This window comes from Phormidium tenue FACHB-1052, from assembly GCF_014696675.1.
GTDB classification, from domain to species: domain Bacteria; phylum Cyanobacteriota; class Cyanobacteriia; order Phormidesmidales; family Phormidesmidaceae; genus Nodosilinea; species Nodosilinea tenuis_A.
Window position 1 is genome coordinate 219,312 of the sequence record NZ_JACJQN010000007.1, and the last position, 17,099, is coordinate 236,410.

General features: G+C 54.1%; 7 protein-coding genes. 4 read left to right on the top strand and 3 right to left on the bottom strand.

The window, feature by feature from the left end:
• Positions 1–76: 76 nt before the first annotated feature.
• Positions 77–3,556: a hypothetical protein gene (locus tag H6G07_RS12080; protein WP_073608165.1), complete on the bottom strand. Its 3,480-nt coding sequence runs from the start codon at positions 3,554–3,556 to the stop codon at positions 77–79.
• 129 nt (positions 3,557–3,685) lie between these two features.
• Positions 3,686–6,466 (bottom strand): UPF0182 family membrane protein, encoded by a 2,781-nt coding sequence (locus H6G07_RS12085; RefSeq protein ID WP_073608164.1) that lies wholly within the window; start codon positions 6,464–6,466, stop codon positions 3,686–3,688.
• A gap of 348 nt (positions 6,467–6,814) precedes the next feature.
• Between H6G07_RS12085 and H6G07_RS12090 the strand changes: the two genes are divergently transcribed.
• From H6G07_RS12090 to H6G07_RS12105, 4 genes are all read left to right on the top strand, one after another.
• Positions 6,815–10,189, top strand: coding sequence for a tubulin-like doman-containing protein (locus tag H6G07_RS12090; protein WP_199312043.1), 3,375 nt, complete (start codon positions 6,815–6,817; stop codon positions 10,187–10,189).
• Positions 10,190–10,334: 145 nt separating this feature from the next.
• The gene (locus tag H6G07_RS12095; protein ID WP_073608163.1) at positions 10,335–11,894 is read left to right on the top strand and encodes an ABC transporter substrate-binding protein; all 1,560 of its coding nucleotides are present in this window, start codon (positions 10,335–10,337) and stop codon (positions 11,892–11,894) included.
• Positions 11,895–12,152: 258 nt separating this feature from the next.
• Positions 12,153–12,584: a hypothetical protein gene (locus H6G07_RS12100; RefSeq protein ID WP_073608162.1), complete on the top strand. Its 432-nt coding sequence runs from the start codon at positions 12,153–12,155 to the stop codon at positions 12,582–12,584.
• 3 nt (positions 12,585–12,587) lie between these two features.
• Positions 12,588–14,576 (top strand): NACHT domain-containing protein, encoded by a 1,989-nt coding sequence (locus H6G07_RS12105; RefSeq protein ID WP_073608161.1) that lies wholly within the window; start codon positions 12,588–12,590, stop codon positions 14,574–14,576.
• Between the two features lie 446 nt (positions 14,577–15,022).
• Here H6G07_RS12105 and H6G07_RS12110 read toward each other — a convergent pair whose 3' ends face one another.
• Complete coding sequence (locus H6G07_RS12110) at positions 15,023–16,954, bottom strand: lipase family protein (RefSeq protein ID WP_084173063.1); 1,932 nt, start codon at positions 16,952–16,954, stop codon at positions 15,023–15,025.
• Between the last annotated feature and the right edge of the window lie 145 nt (positions 16,955–17,099).

A 17,099-nucleotide genomic window follows, 5' to 3' on the forward strand; every position in this document is an offset into this window, starting at 1 on the left:
CAGTTAGGCACTTTAGGATTCGCCATGGGTTGCGATCGCAACCCATGGCGAATCCTATCAGGCGGGTTGACTACGACTACTGAGCGTTTTGCCGGGCATAGTTAAGGTTGGGCTGATAGTCAACCGCCTTTTGCTGGGCCGTGGCGTAGTTGGGGTCAGAGGCGGGCACTCGCTGCATCAGAGCGATCGCTTGGGCCCAAGCGTCGGCTACCTCCTGCCATTGGGCCGGGGTAGTAGCAGTTTGAGCCTGGTTGGCGGCGGTTTGAGCCGCATTGACCGCTTGCCTAAACAGATCCTCTTCGGGTACAGCCGCTGGGTCAACCGGAGGTGGCGCAGCAGGTTCGGTGATGACGGGATCTCCCCCTGGGGTAGGCTGCTGCAAGCGACTGCGGATGAACAGCAGGCCAACTAGAGCTAGAGCTAGAACCCCCAGGCCCACCAAAATCAAGCGCATAGGCAAGCCAGACCCTCCACCTGACCGGCGGACACTGCCGTCGTCATTAAACTGGTCTGGAGTGAGGGCTACGTGGGTAGAGGGGTCGGAACCAAACTCCTGAATGAAGTCGTCGGTAGCGTCGGGTTCATCATCTGTTAAGACCACCCCATTGCGGTCTTGGATAAAGCCGTTACTATCTAGGGCACTCTCGCTAAAGGCTTCATCATCAAAGCCTTCATCATCAAAGCTTGCATTCCCAAAGCCTTCATCAGCAAAACCCTCATCGGCAAAACCCTCGGTGCCGAAATCGGTCTCAAAGCCTGTGTCGCTTAACCCTGCGGCCTCAAAACTGGGGGACTCAAACTCGTCGTGGCCAAACTCGACGGGCTCAAAGGCTGGATCCCCTACGATGTCATTGCTGCTGAGGCCAGCAGCCGGCATGGCCTCAGCAGAATAATCCTCGGGCTGCTCTAAAAAGGCTGCGTCAACGTTGCTCAGATCGTCAGACATGGCGAAGTCAGCCATAACGTCGCCCTCAACAGTTTGGTCTAACTCCATGGTTGAGAAAGGCAGATCGGCATCGGCCCCAAAGCCTGCCTCGTAGGAGTCGGCTGCAAAGGGATTTGGCGTGGCGTAGGGATCCTCAGCTTGAGAATCGAAGGTTAGGTCAGGATCGAAGGCACTCTCCGGTTCAGCCCCGAAGTCAGCCGGGGAGTCTAGCACTAAGTTAGGGTCGAAGCTATTGTCTTCCGCTGCCCACGGCAGAGTATTGGCCTGGGAGACGCTCAAGTCGCCCTCTTCGGGGGGGAAAGCATCCATGTCGAAGGGTTCTAGAACTGGATCTTCGGCCCCGGCTTCTAAATCAAAATCGCTGGAGAAGGGGGTGCCGATCGCTACATCATTCAGATCGCCCTCGGCTAGGTCAGCAGTGCCCAGATCGTCGTAGGTACCTAGGTCGTTGTAAGTGCCTAGATCGCTGTAGGTGCCCAGGTCAGCGTCAGCATCGACAGTGAGATCAGGCTCCTCTGCAGTCCAGTCGCTGCCTGCAAAGGCAGCGGGTTCCGTCAGGTCTAGATCAGCAGCTGCGCCTAAATCCTCAAACACCAACTCTTCTGGGGTCAGCAGGTCGGAGGGTAGAGGCTCTAAACCCGCTTCTAGGCTTGAATCGGCGCTGTCGCTGCCTAGATCGAGGTCAGGAAAGGCATAGGCATCGGGTGTGCTTTCCTCAGCTATCGGTGCTTCTAAATCAAATCCTGCATCCAGTTCTAAATCTAAGCCAGCATCGAACTCAGTAGCCGCTAGAGGGTCTGGTTCTATCTCAGAAAAATCTAGATCGCTGGGAATGTCCTCTAAGTTGGTGAGATCGTCGGCGAGAACGGCTTCGCCGCTCAAACTTTCGTCACTCAAGTCGTCGTCAAAGTTGCCTAAGTCATCCATGCCAGACAAATCGTCGGCCCAAGGGGCGGCGGTACTGTCTGCCGAACCTGCGGCGGAAGCGATGCCCAGATCTGGGCTGGCGTCGCCACTGCTCCAAAGGTCGTCTAGATCGATGTCGGGGGCAGTGGGGGAAGACGCAGGGGCGTTGAGATCGAAGTCGAGGTCATCGGCTGCGATCGCAGCCTGATCCCCAACTGTCTCACTCAGGTCTGGGCTGCTCTCAAAGTCGAGATCAAAGTCTGCAATCTCATCAGGGCCACTGTCGGCGGCCCACTGCTGGGCTTCTAAATCCAAAGCAGCCTGATCGGCAGCGGCAAAATCTAGATCTAGGTCGCTGGCGTCCGTGCTCAAGTCAAAGTCGAACCCATCGCCTGCTCCGGTAGGCACATCATTGGGGCCAAGATCTAAATCTAATGCATCAGTAGTGAGGGCGTCTTCGCCGTCTATGTCAAAATCTAGACCGGTGTCAGCCCCGACAGTGGGTGATGGGTCTGGGCCTAGATTTAGGTCTAAATCATCGTCATTGAGGCCAAGATCCAAATCCAACGCATCAGTAGTGATAGGGGCTTCGTCGTCTAGATCAAAATCTAAATCGGTGTCAGCCCCAACAGTGGGTAATGGGTCTGGGCCTAGATTCAGGTCTAAATCATCATCTGAGGCCTCGGCAACTTCGCCACCCATAGCGGGGTCGTCCATGCCTAAATCGAGGTCAAAATCGCTTGCTGGAGCACTTTCCTCAGGCGCATCCATGAAGTCTAAGTCAAGGCCTAGGTTGTCTGCGGTACCGGCGGGTGCCTCTTCAAGGTCTAGGTCAAAGTCCAGCTCAGTATCGTTGGGTGCGGCGCTCGCCGAGTCTTCGGTAAGGCTCAGGTCAGTCGCGGGGGCATCGGCCAGGGCCAGGTCGAGATCAAAATCAGCGGCAGACTCAGTAGCGGTAGGCTCTGAGAACTCTAGGTCAAAGTCTAGATCGGTGGCCTCAGCCTCGCTCGGCTCTTCACTAAGACCTAGATCAAAATCGAGATCGCTGGCGTCGGCAGTGTCGGTGAACTCTAAGCCAAAATCATCGGTGGCCCCCAAGTCAGTACCGCTTTCGGAGAGGCTGGTGTCGGTCAGATCGAGGCCAAAGTCGCTGGCGCTATCGTCGGTAAAGCTCAGGTCAAAGTCGGACGGGGCATTGAGGTCGAGATCGCTAGGGCTATCGGTAAACCCTAAATCGAGGTCGGCACCGCCAAAGTCATTGCCTAGGGATGCGTCAAAGTCGCCTAGCTGATCGAGGTCAAGGTCAGCACTGCTAGGGCTGTCGAGGTCAAACCCGAGATCGAGGTCATCGCTGGCGGGGGTGGGCGCTAGACCTAGGTCAAAGTCGAGATCGCCAACCGGGGAGTCTTGCAGCACCAGGTTTTCACTCCAGGCGCTGGTGTCAGCCCCCAGTTGTTTACCGCTAACGGTCAGTTGTTGAACGGTGGCTAGCTCCAGTCCGGCAACGCCTTTTTTAACATAGGCGACCAGATCGGCCTGGTTAGGGATTTGGGCAGCCTCTAGGTTTACCTGAAGGGTGCTGTCGTGTTGCACCACGTGGGCAGTGATACCCTGGGCCTCTAGGTGGCGATTCATCAGAGCCGCGATCGCCTCTGGGTCACCCTGACGGGCCAGTTGCAGAACAGTGGGGGGCGTATTAGACATAGGGGTCTATTGAATTCGATGAATTCAGCGCACAGGCCGGAGAATTCCCTATAGTATGCCCGTGGTGGCTGATATTGACACAATCATTGGCTCACAGGGCGTAAACCTGAGGTAATGTCGTCCCAAATGTTACGGATTTTGTTGATTTAGCTCCTGTAAAGCACGCTCTAGCTGCTGCTGGGCTTCGCCGTAGCGCTGCCAGTCGCCCTGTTGAAGAGCCTGTTGGCCACTCTGGTACGATTCCAGCGCCGACTGCACCAGATCGGATACTGTGCTAGGCGGTGCCGGTTCGGTACCGGGAACAGCGGGGGTGGGCGGTGGGGCAACTGCATCACCAAAAATAGCGTCTAGGCTTTGGGTCAAGGTTTCTCGCATGACCACGCGATCGCTGTAGGCCACAATCACCCGTTGCAGCGCGGGCAGCTCGCCCTGATCGGCCCGCAGGTAAATGGGCTGCACATAGAGCAGTGATTGCTCGACGGGGATCACCAGCAGGGTGCCGCGAATGACCCCTGACCCCTGCTGGCTCCAGAGGGTGAGCTGCTCAGAAATTTCGGGAGTTTGGCTGATGCGGGCCTCGATCTGGGTGGGGCCAAACACCAGCTCTTGCTTCGGAAATTCGTAGAGCAGCAGCTTGCCATAGTTGTCGCCGTCGGAGCCACCTGCCATCCAGGCGATCATGTTGTCGCGGTTGGCGGGGGTAAAGGGGAGAATTTGCATAAACTCCTCTCCCTCTAGCTGGGGCAGCTTCATAATCACGTAGTAGGGCTCCATAGGCTCTGCTGCGCCCTCTTCCCCATGCTCTGGAAAGCGCCAGAGGTCTTCACGGTTGTAGAAGACTTCTGGGTTCTCCATGTGGTAGGCGCGGTACATCTGGGCCTGCACGGTGAAAATGTCTAGGGGGTAGCGCAGGTGCTCGCGGTAGTTGGCGGGCAGCTCTTCGATGGGCTTAAACAGGTTGGGGAAAATTTGGCTGTAGGTGGCCAGCAGCGGGTCGTCGCGATCGCGCGCATAAAACTCCAGGCTGCCGTCGTAGGCATCGACAAACACCTTAACCGCATCGCGAATGTAGTTGACGCCGTTGCGCATCAGGGGGTTGGTGTTCTCCACCAGCGAGACCATGTCGGTGCGGCGGTTGAGGGGCTCGGAGTAGGGGTAGCGATCGCTGCTCGTATAGCCATCCAAAATCCACTTGATACGCCCATCGATTACCGCCGGGTAGGGGTCGCTGTCGTAGGTGAGAAAGGGGGCCACCTGTCGCACCCGCTCAGTGATCAGCCGGTGGTAGTGAATGCGGGTTGTGGGGCTGAAATAGTTGGAGATCAGCACTCGCACGTTGCCCAGATCAAAGGCATAGGCCAGCCGTCGCAGCCACGAGTTGAGCGGCACGCCGCCTGCCCCGGTGTAACGGTAAGCCGCGTTGGTGTCGCCTTGGGGATAATCAAACTCGTCGGTATTGGCCCCGGTAAAAATGTAGTTGTCGGTGCTTTCACCATAGTAGAGGCGGGGCTGGTCGAGGGGCAAATCGACGGTGGAAACCGGGGGCACGTTGCGAATAAAGAAATCGGGCAGCCCGTTGGGGGTGACCTGGTTGACCGGGCTCATCACGATGCCAAAGCCGTGGGTAAATTTGAGCTGACGGTTGATCCAGTTTTGGGCCTCAGGGGGCAATTGCTCGACCGGCAGCTCGCGGGCCGAGAGGGTGACCTGGCGGTAGTCGCCGTTGAGGGTGTAGCGGTCAACATCCACATCCTCAAAGTTGTAGTAGAGGCGAATCTCTTGCAGCTGCTTGTAGGTGCTGAGCAGGGGGGCGTAGTCCCACAGGCGAATGTTGCCGATGGTAGGCTCATTGGCGTCGATCACCGCGCGATCGAGGCTATTGTTGGCGGGGAATGGCTCTGACACCACGCTGGTGAGGTTGTAGGCCTCGCGCGTGAAGGCAATGTTGTGCTCGATGTAGGGGCGCTCCATGGTGAGTTCGTTGGGCTCAACCACAAAGTTTTGCTGAACCCAGGGGTACATGCCATTGACCAGCACCAGCACGCCCAGGTAGATGACAATGCCAAAGATGGGCAGCGAAAAGCCGCTGCGCCCTAGGGCAATCAAAAACAGCGCCGCCACCGCCAGGGTGACAAACCCCATTAACCAAAACGACTGGAGCCGGGCGTGGACATCGGTATAGCCCGCCCCAAAAATGACGCCGCTGTCGGAGTAGAGCAGCGAAAAGCGATCGAGCCAAAAGCCTACCGCCAGCAGGGCCGCGATCGCCGCCAGCAGCAGACACAGGTGAGCTTTAGCTTCCCCGGTGAGAAAGTATTTCCAGCCGCGCTCAGGGCGCACCTCACCTTTGAGGGCATACACGGCACTGGCCAGCAGCAGCGACCACACCAGCAGGCCCAGCAAATTGTCTTGTAACCCCTGCCACAGGGGCAGCTTAAACATGTAAAAGCCGATGTCGCGCTGAAAGATGGGGTCAGGGGTGCCAAACTCAGTGGGGTTGAGAAATTGCAGCACCGTTTGCCAAGCCGACGATGCCCGCAGCGCCACCCCCAGCGAGAGCAGAAACACCAGCCCTGCCACTCCCAGATGGGTAAAGCGTTCGATCTGCTGGCGCTGGGCTGGGTCACTGTAGCGACTCAAAAAGCGGTAGACGCGATCGCGGGTGATCTGCCGCGCGATCTGATAGTTGGCCCACAGCACTCCGCCGTAGACGACAAACGACCCCACCCCCAGGGCGAGCTGCCACTTGATGCGTACCCAAAACACCGACGCGTAGCCCACCGACTCAAACCACCACGACTCGGTGAGCAGATGCACTAGGCTGCCCGAAAACACTAGCAGCAGCGTGATTGCCACCACCCAGGGCAGCAGCCGACGGGCCTTGAAGGATTTAGCAGGGGAATAGGTCACAGGTATGGCGGGTAGGGGCAGAGTGTGGCCAGGCAAAACCTCTAAACATAGCGCCTGAAGTGCCGTTGCTTCTCAAGTCTAGCGATCACACTGCTGAGACAAGCCGCCTAGACCCTCAGGCTTAACCTTTTTTTAGGGCGCGATCGCCCCAATGGCCCCCATCCACTAGCCGACCAACCCACCTGCCGATAGATGGTTGTACCGCTGGGCCTGGGGTACCCTGCGATCGCAACCAGGCCTCCCCAGCTAATCGTCAACTTTTGATAAGCTCTTGCGGAATGCCCGTAATCTTACGGAAGTTACCTGGGAAACCTAACAGGCAGTAGCCCTCCCTCGGTGCCCCATCTTATGAGCGAATATACCGGCATGACCCCCACCGTCATCATTGGCGTGGGGGGCACTGGCAAAGAGATCCTGATCAAAATTCGCCGCATGATCGTGGAGCAGTACGGCTCCCTTGATGCCCTGCCGATCGTCTCGTTTTTGCACATCGACACCGAGCAAAACGCCAAGGTCTCCGAAGCTCAAACCGTCCTCAAGCAAGACATCTCCCTGCGCCCCATCGAGCAGGTGTGGGCCAAGGTCGAAGACGCCAAGGCCATTCTCAACAAGCTGTCAGCCTACCAATATTTAGACGAATGGTTCCCCAGCGAACTCAAGGGTACCGACTCGATCCTCTCTGGGGCAGGTCAAATTCGCGCCCTGGGCCGGTTTGCCTTCAGCCTCAACTACCCGCTGATTAAGGACTACTTCACCAAGGCCAAGGGGCGCATCGTCGGCCATGAGAAACTCATGCTCGATCGCTGGAAGGTGCAGCTCGACAAAGGCATCAACATCTTTGTGGTTTGCTCGCTCTCCGGCGGCACTGGTTCCGGCATGGTGATGGATCTAGCCTACAACCTGCGCGACTGGGTGCCGGTGTCAGAACTACCGCAGACCAGCGCCTTTCTCGTGCTGCCGGGGGCGTTCTCAGGATTGGGCGATCGCGTCATTGCCAACGCCTACGCTGCCCTGATGGAGCTCAACCACTACAGTCGGGGCGACACCCGCTTTGACGTGCAATACAGCGACAGCCAGAGCGATCGCATCACCGCCCAGAGCGGCCTCGATGTACCCTTCAACTTCACCTACCTGGTGGGCAACAGCAACGACAAAGTCACCTTTCCCACCCTGGGCGACGTGCTCGAAATGGTGGCGCAGAACGTGTTTCTCGACTTCAGCTCCGGCTTTAGCCAGTACAAAAAGCTGGTGCGCGACAACGTCCGCAAGCACTGGGCCAGCCCCGACGCCCTGGGCTACCCGCAAAATTTCATGAGCTTTGGCCTCTCCAGCATTCAGTTTCCGGTAGAACGGGTGCTAAACGCCTGCTCAGCACGGCTGGCGGCCAAGCTGGTGGACTGGTGGAGCAACCCCACCCCGGCCCCAGCGGCGATGTCCGACCTGATTCGCACCGAGATTCTCCCCGGTCTGTTCCTCGCCGAATCGGAGCACGACCACCAGATCGTCGACAGCATCAGCATGGGCGACAACAAAAAGCCCTACGCCAAAGAAGTTGCCGACTGGGTGGCGGGGGTGCGCAAGCGCCGCAACGACCTGAATATTCCCTTTGAAAATCTCCAGCGATTTATCTCCAACGAGCAGGAGAAATACGCCCCCCACTTCAACGACACCGGCACCGACCCCAAGCGCTGGAGCGACTACTTCCAAAAGATGTGGGACAACCTCACCTGGCTGATCCCTGAGAAGCGCAAGGAACTGCGGGCGGCGGTTTACCTAATGGTGGAAGACCGCTTCCGGGGGCCGAAGTTTACCCGGCAGTTCTTGGAAGTGCTAATCGAGGTGTTTGCCAACTTTCGCAGCAAATTTGACGAGGATCGGCAGAAATACTGGCTGCCCCGTGAGCGATCGGCCCAAAACGCCCTGCAAACCCTGCTAAAGCAGATCGACGATCATGCCAAGCAGATGATGATGCTCAATCGCAAGAAAGTCATCTTCGATGACTTTCAGGGCATCATGCAGGCGCTGGAGCAGGTCTATGTCTCCAAAGTTGAAGTCAAGGCCCGCACCCTGGGGGTGATGCTGCTCGATGGTCTGCGCGAAGAAATTGACCAGCTCTTGGTCGACCTCACCGCCTTTGAGACGGTGCTAGGCAACGTCCAGGTCGAACTGAAGGATAAAGAGCGTGTCTATACCCGGGAGACTGGCGGCCTGACGGTGAACGGCATTCTGCTCTACGACGAAAAAGAAATCGACGCCGCCTACCGCAAAACCGTCGCCGATCAGGAAGAAACCCTCTGCCAAACCCTTTCCCAACAGGTGCTCGAAGAACTGCGGGTGCGCCTATTTGACCTCTACCCCTACGACGCCCTTAAAACCAAAGACCTCTACGAGCGGCTGCTGGGTCAGGCCATGGATGTCTTCCGCCGCCGCAGCCAGCTCGACATCTCCACCGCCCGCAAATTCCTCGAACAATACCCAACTGTGGAAATGCAGGAGGCCCAGATTAAAACCACCTTCGAGAAATCGGAAGCCTTTTTGCGCCTCAGCCAGGAGCAAAAGAAGCTGGGCTGGGACGACAAGCTGGAGAAGTACCAAAAACTCGTTGGCATCCAGGGCGGCAGCAAACCCACCGACCCGGCAGTCTCGGCGCTGCTGCCGATGATCCGCAAAACCAGCACCGTCACCGACAAGGAAATTCGCCCCCTCAACGACCCCTACCACATCTACTTTGTGCAGGAAATTGGCGCTTTTCCGCTGCGGCTGATTGAGGGCATGGAGCGGATGCGATCGCTCTACCGCGCCGTCAGCCAAGCTGACCACAACCCCCTGCACACCCACCAAGACTATCGCCAGTTTGGCGATGTCATGCCCGAAACCAGCAATGAGCGCCAGGCCCGCTACAACCTGATGTTGGCCAACGCCCTGGGCCTGGTGCGCCGCGAAGACAACCGGGTGACGGGCTTTGCCGAGGTCAAATTTACCTACCGCGACAAGCTCACCGGCTTCGACAAAACCGAAGTCATGGGAGACTCCTGGGAAGAAGCCGAGGATTTCCTCCTCACCGACCAAAACCGCCGCCTAGCTGAAACCCTAGATAACAGCATTCGGGCGATCGGTGAACAGGCCGCCACCAAACCCCAAAAGCAGGCCCTCTACACCCAGGTAATGACCTACCTGCAACAGCAGGAGCAAACGATTCCGGGCGGCTCCGACAGCGACGACTACAAACGCATCCAGGCCGCTATCTCCAACTTCGTCACCACCCACCGCCTCTTCATCCCCTCGGATGCCCCCACCACCCCATCATCCGCTACCCCCATTACTTCCTCATCTTCCTCCCCCTCCCCATCTCCCCTATCCTCTCCCCCTCCCCCCTCCCTCGACTCCGAGAACCTCGTCAAATACGCCAAGCTAGTAGAAACCTGCTACCGGCGCGGCAATCCCTCGCCCACGGAGCTAGAGCTGCTGGAAAAATTCCGCGTGAAGTACGGGGTTTCGGTGGCGGATGCGAATGCGATCGCCGCCCAATACCAACCTCAAAATACCGTCGAGCAAGCCGCTGCTGAGTACGGGTTGATGTTCCGCGCCTTCCTCGACAACGACGGCGAAGTTGACTTAGAAGAGCAGGCCCAGCTTCTGGAACTTCAGGAAGAACTCGGCCTCACTAACGAGCAAGTTGCCACCATTGAAGAGAACGTCAGGGCCGAGATGAACAGACCCTAGGCATTTTAGATTTGTGATTTTGGATTTTGGACTGTGCCCTGAAAAGCCGAGAATCGGTAAACTGGCCTGGCTCTTCCCATCCAAGGTCCAAGATCTAAAACTCACCTAAACCCCCCAACACCCATCCACCCTTTTCCCTAAAACCATGACCGACAGCTTCAACCACGTCACCTGCCCTAAGTGCGGCTACGAAGAAAACACCACCACGGCCCAGAAATGTGAAATCTGCGGCCAACCGCTGAAAAAGAGCAAGTCTATCGCTCCGCTGATCGCGGGGGTTGGGGCACTGATCTTTCTCGCTGCGCTGGGCTTCACGGGCTACAACGCCTTTGTGCGTAAGGATGCGCCCCAGACTCCGACGGCGGTGCCGACGACCCCCACGGATGCCAATGCTGGTACCGGGACAACCCCCACTGCTGTTACGCCGACTACTACGCCAGGCCAGCCTGCTGATGTAGCCGGTGCTCTAAGCTGGGGCGATCGCGTCCTCTTTACTGATGCTCCCAACCCCGATATGCAAGCTGGGGCTGCCGCCTACGCCTCGGGCGACTATGCCACTGCCGCCGCGCGGTTTGAGGCGGCCCGCAACGCTGTTCGCAACGACCCAGAAGCGCTGATCTACCTCAACAATGCTCGAATTGGGGCTAATCCTGCTTTGGGCATTGCTGCGGTAGTGCCCATTGGCGACAGCCCCAACACCGCCCGCGAACTGCTGCGCGGCGTGGCCCAGGCCCAGGATGAGGCAATCAAGGCCGGCACCCCCGTGAAGGTGCTGATTGCTAACGATTACAACAATGCCGGTCAGGCTGCCGCGATCGCCAACGCTCTAGTCCAAGCCCCCGATGTCATCGGCGTCATCGGCCACGGCACTAGCACCACCACCCTGGCGGCTGCACCTGTTTACCAGCAGGGGCAACTGCCGATGATCTCCCCCACCAGCACCACCACAGAGCTGACCACGCTGCCCAGGGAGGGCGGCAACTTTGTTTTTCGGGTGATTCCCAGTGACCAGTTTACGGGCACCACCCTGGCCCGTCACATGCTCACCCTGGGCAAGAGCAAACCCATCGTCTACTACAACTCCCAAAGCTCCTACAGCAAGTCGCTGCAAGACGCGTTCTCCACCACCCTGGGCCTAGAAGGGGGACAGGTGGCCAAACTGGTCGATTTATCCCAGGGCAATCCAGCGGCGGAGTTGCAGGGCAGCGGGGCCGATGCTGTGGTGCTGCTGCCCGACTCGGCCACCTTTGATGCGGCGATCGCCGTCGCCCAGCTCAACAATGGTCAGCTGCCGGTATTGGCTGGCGATGCTTTCTACCGCATTGATGCTCTGGAAAAGGGCGGGGCCAGCCTGACAGGCGCTTTGGTCACCGTTCCCTGGCATCCACTTAAATCGACCCCGCCCTTCGCCCAGACCTCCTCCGGCCTCTGGGGCGGCGATGTCAACTGGCGCACCGCCCTTAGCTATGACGCATTTCAGGTGTTGAGCTCAGCCCGCACCGTAGGAAATGTCGCTCCCGGCAGCGGTACTTCAGGACGAGCTGCGATCGGTCAGGCGTTGACCACCCAGGGGTTCTCCGCCAATGGATCCACAGGGGCGATCAACTTCTTGCCGTCGGGCGATCGCAACACCACCGTGCTGCTGGTCGAGGTGAAACCGGGCACGCGATCGGGCACTGGGTATGACTTTGTGCCGCTGCCCTAATAAGGCGTGTAACGGATCAAAAGTTATAGATGTGTTGGTTAGGTAACCTCGCAGAAAGACATGTTTGGTAGAAATGATTACTAGAGTTGTTATTGGGCATACTTGGTACCTAGAAGAGATTCTTCTGAGTTTATGAATGATTTCCTTTAAAGGGATGCATTTTGCTTTCGCCGAATCCGAATCCCTTTAGATTTTAGTATGAATTTTGATTGCGACCAGGCATCGATAAAGGCCTTTAAACTTAGGTGAGGTTCAGATATGTTTGACTTCTTCAAAACTGGCAAAAAAAGACAGCCAGGCAATTCTATTAGTCAGTCGCAAACTGTAAATGGTCAGATCTCAGGGTTGTTGGGGCAGTCAGGTCGCGATCTGAAGCAATCAAACAACCTGTCTGAGAGTCAAGTCAAACAGGAGTTTTTGCCCTTAGAAATAATACCTTTGATTGAAGAGGTAATTTGTATTACTAAAAGCTCTAATCTTTCAGAGCAAGACCTAGAGAGAATTACTAGATTATTGGAATCTACAAAAAGCGAAGCTAAGGCTAGCAATCCAAACAAAGAAGAAATGGCTAAAAATCTAAAAGAGGTAACTGAGTTAACTAGATTGAGTTTTGAGTTGTTTGGGTCTGTAAGACCTTTGCTAGAAAAGATTTTTTCGCTTGTGTATGACGGGTTTTTAGGATTTCTTTAAACTATGAAGGAAGACTCAGATTGGATTAAAAATAAACAAGATCTGAAAGATTCTTGGATATCAGAAGGAGGCAAAGTAGGACAGGCAGGGCGCGATACATATCAACTCGATAACTCATCAATCATTTTTCAAACCCGAAATTTTTTTGTTAGTATTTTTCCTGGAATATTTTCAGGTGATGTTGAAATTCAAGATCGGATGCGCAAGTCATTTGCTATCAGATCAAAAAATTTTGTAAGGCAATATATTGAAGCGTCTTTGGAAAGTAGATCTAGAATTGAATTAGGATTGACAGAGCGGCTTGATCTGAATAAACGCCCTTGGGATTTTGAGTATCAATCATCTCTTTACCTCAAGAAAAAATTAACTTCTTCGGAGACAATTTCTCAGCTTTTTGAGCTTTATAATGAAGGAGAATCCTTGCTTGTTGTAGGAAAGCCTGGCTCAGGTAAAACTATTAGCCTTCTGGATTTAGCTCTTAATTTATTGGATAAGTTTGAATCCCAAGCGAGCCTAAAAATTCCGCTTTTCCTCAACTTATCTTTCTGGCCTAGTAAATCCATTAGCATTGAAAGATGGCTAATTTTAGAGCTTAATCGACAATATTTTATTCCAGAAAAGATCGCGAAGCGATGGATTATTGAAGAAAATCTTGTTATTATTCTCGACGGCTTGGATGAAGTCAAGAAAAATCATCAAAATGACTGTGCTTATGCAATTAATGCATTCATTAGATCATATCCATGCACTAGCTTAGTCATTTCATCTAGAATCGATGACTATACAGAGCTTGAAGAAAAGCTTTACGTTCAACATTCACTTTCAATTAGACCGATCCCATCTTGGAGAGTTTTTAGGTACCTTGAAGCTTGTGGCGAGCCGCTAAACGGAGTCTTGGAAGCGGTAAAAGAAGATGCAATTCTTAAAACTATGGCAAAGACGCCTTTGATACTGTCTATAATTATTTTGGCGTACAAGGACTTTGGTAAAGATGATCTGCTTTCGATTTCAGAGCTTTCAAAAAGAGAGCATCTTTTTGAAACATATATAGATAGAATGCTGTCTCGATCCAAGAGCGATCTGGCCAATTATGACAAAAAGTTAGCAACGAAATGGCTGTCTTTCTTGGCTCGCAAGCTACAAGATAAATCTCTGCCGATCTTTTATATAGAGAGTATTAATGCCTCTTGGTTAGATAACAAACGACAAAAGCTTAATTATCAAATCTATTTGCTCTTTGCATGCGTAGCTCCAATGATAATTGCAGGAGCTTATTTTGGAGTAGTGTATTTAAATGTTTATGCATTGTCAGCAGCATATGTTTACGATGAAGCTTCTGAACAACAAGTAATTAATATTTTACCTTATAATGCTGCAAAACAAAGTATTCTTACTATGCCCAGGTTGTCTACTCTGATTGGAGGGGCCATCGGACTTGTTTTTTGGAATTATGTTGGATTCACTATAGTTGGGAAAACTCCTTCATTCTCATCACTGTTTTTGATTTTTTTGTCATCTTTAACTATTGGAAGTGCCATTGTTTTATTTGTTCACACTTTGACTGTTATTTTCTCTAGATTTATAGGCTGGCTCTTTATTGCTCCCTCTAAAAAAGATATACCAAATCAGCTTACTTGGCTTGCACTAAAGAATTCTGTTTTTCTCTCAACTTTTGTCAGTTTTTCTGCTGGATTAGCATATTTCCTCCTCACTTTTCTTTTGACAGATTTGCCTTTCAGATTTCTAAATTTAGCTTTTTTAAGCCTTGGGTATTTGATTGGTATAGGATTTCTGTCTCCCTTCGGAGCCTTTTGCACAAGACATTGGGTTCTTAGAAAAGTCTTAAGTGAATTTGGCTCTATGCCTAAAAACTATAGTGGATTTCTTGACTGGTGCTGCAATCGTCTCTTGTTAGGAAGGGTAAATGGTGGCTATTTCTTTGTGCACAGAATGCTTATGGAACACATTGCTTTAAAATATACTACAAAATAAGTGTTTTCAAGAGAGTTTTGACTCAGCTAAGATTTAGTATTTAAGAAATCAAAGCTTTAGACTGCGAAGGGCTACTTGTTGAATTCGCGGAGTTATTAGAATAAACCTAAAAACCTCGAAACTCTTTCCCAAAAAGTATTTTAGCTATTGACCATACGACCCTTCAACGACTCCCTACATAAGGGATCTGGCAATTTTAATCACTATTTTTTAATAGGCTCAAAGCTTTAATCAGAAGAGTCTCTTGCTGGCACCTACCTGCTGCACGGTAACAGTTGAAATTGAACTATAGTGGGTCTTACTCGAATGAGGTGCAGGTCATTTGCCCAAGTCTATGAGTTCTGAGACTTCTCTTAGCTGAGGTGTACCTCATGTATTCAGGAACCTCTATAATTCTGCTCATGCGAAATGTGAGTTGCGTACCATCCCGCACAACATCAGCGCATTTACCCCTCAGGACTGCTGCGCCGCGCCCGCATCCGCTCTTTCATGCCCTCGACAAAGTCGCCGCTGATCATGCCCTGCTCAATTTCGAGCTTGGCCTCCTCTTCTTCGCGATCGAGTGCCTTTTGCAGGTTGGCTACGTAGAACTCCATCTTGTGGTCATCTACCGCGTCTGGGGTGCCCGAGGTGAAAATGGCGTGAATCATGCCAAACAGCCGGTCGGGGAAGCGCTGGAACATAAAGGACTGGCGGCGCAGGCTGCCAGAGTCGTTAAAGTAGCGAAACTGGCCCATGTGGCCGTACACCCGCGTCGGCACCCAGGGAATAATCTGCGGCGGAATCATCGGTACGATGTCATTGTTGTTGGCGTAGCGGACGATGCGATCGCCCATCCGCGCATTCATGTAGTTGACCAGCTTCCAGTCGGCTACTCGGGGCTGGCCAAAGGTATAGAGCCCGCTGACCTCGAACCCCTGGGCTTCTAAGGAAATCGTCGCTACTGCCGCCAGTGCGCCGCCGAGGCTGTGGCCGGTGATCCACAGCTTGGTGTTGGGAGTGCGCCACTTTTTCAGGTAGTAAACCACCTGCTTTTCTACACTTTGCCAGGCATCTAAAAAGCCGCGGTGGACTCGACCCGTCGGCGGTACGGCCTCTTGATCGGCCAGCACCGTAAATTCTTTCAGGCGAATCTTGAGGTTCGTTTTCCAGTCGCTGAGCTGCTGGGTGCCCTTAAACACCAAAATTAGGTTGTTGTCTCGCCGAAATATAAATGCCTGAGTGTCGGTGAGCCGCATGTCGAGGTACATAAAGTTGTCGCGAATATCGCGGATGCTGGCTTTTTCGCCCTCTTGTAGCCAGGTTTTAAGCACCGCGACCACATACTTGCTGGCGCTGAGCTGCTGCCAGCGGTTGTCGATGTCATCGCTGAGCCACAGCCGCGAAATATCGGTGACATAGTCGCGGTCTTCATAGACCAGATGGGCGGCTTTGGCCAGGCAGAGGGCCCGGTAGGTGTCGTACTTGCCCTCCTCTAGCTCAATGCCGCTAAAGTCGTGGGTGCTGTAAGGGGGCGGCAGAATCTTAAAGCCAAAGCGCTCAAACAGCTTTTGCACCCGTCCGTAGCCCGCCCAGTAGATGTAGTGAAACAGCTTGTCGTAGAACCCAGAACCACCCTTGCGCCGGTAGCGGCGATCGCCAATCAAGTTGATCCAATAGATGATGAAGGGCTTGATCTCCTCGGCTGTCACTAAGCCCGACTCGATCATGGTTTCGAAATACTCTAGACCGCTGAGAAATGACTCAAACCAGTCGCGCAGGGTGATCTCAATGAAGAACTCTTCGCTGTCGTACCGCTGCACCAGCTCCAAGGCCTTGGGGGAGAAGGTGTTTTTCTGCCTGGCTCGGTGCTTGAGCTCATCGAGGCCATTGCGCATCTTGACCATCTGGTCGTGCGATCGCAGCGCCCGCCGCAGGCGATGGTCAGTAGCTTCAAAGCTAATCAGCCTGCCATCTTCGGGGTGTTTGATATAAAACATGCGGTACTCTTCGTAGTCGAGAATATCCAGCACGTTTTTAACTGGCTCGCGCTCACGAAAGGCCTTCACTTCCTGGCGAGCCAACTCTACCCGCTGCCAGCGGCGCTGCTGTTGATAGACATGCAGCCAAGCCAGAGCAATAAACGCGCCGCCTGCCAGGCTCAAGCTAGCCAGCAAGAGGGCTGGGGAGATACTCGCCATCATTCTCAACGGCGATCGCAGCAAGCGCCTCGGTAGGCTCTGAGCAATGAGAACCTCTTTTTGAATGTCTAACCCTGTAGCCAGCGCTGGTGTTGCCGTCGGTACTGGTGCGATCGCCCCCAGAGGCTCACCGACTATTGCGCCCGCGCTCAAGCTCAGTGAAACCCCAAAAACCAGAAAAAACCGACGAATCGCCATAGTTACGAGCCACCCAGTCCCATTGCTGCCCCGATGCTACCGAAAAATTCTCTGAAAACTCTCTGGGTACCCGCCGTCTCTGACCTTCAGCGCCAAATTGGCTGCTCTGTCCCTAAAACTAGCCAACTGAGCAGGGCTGGGTCTC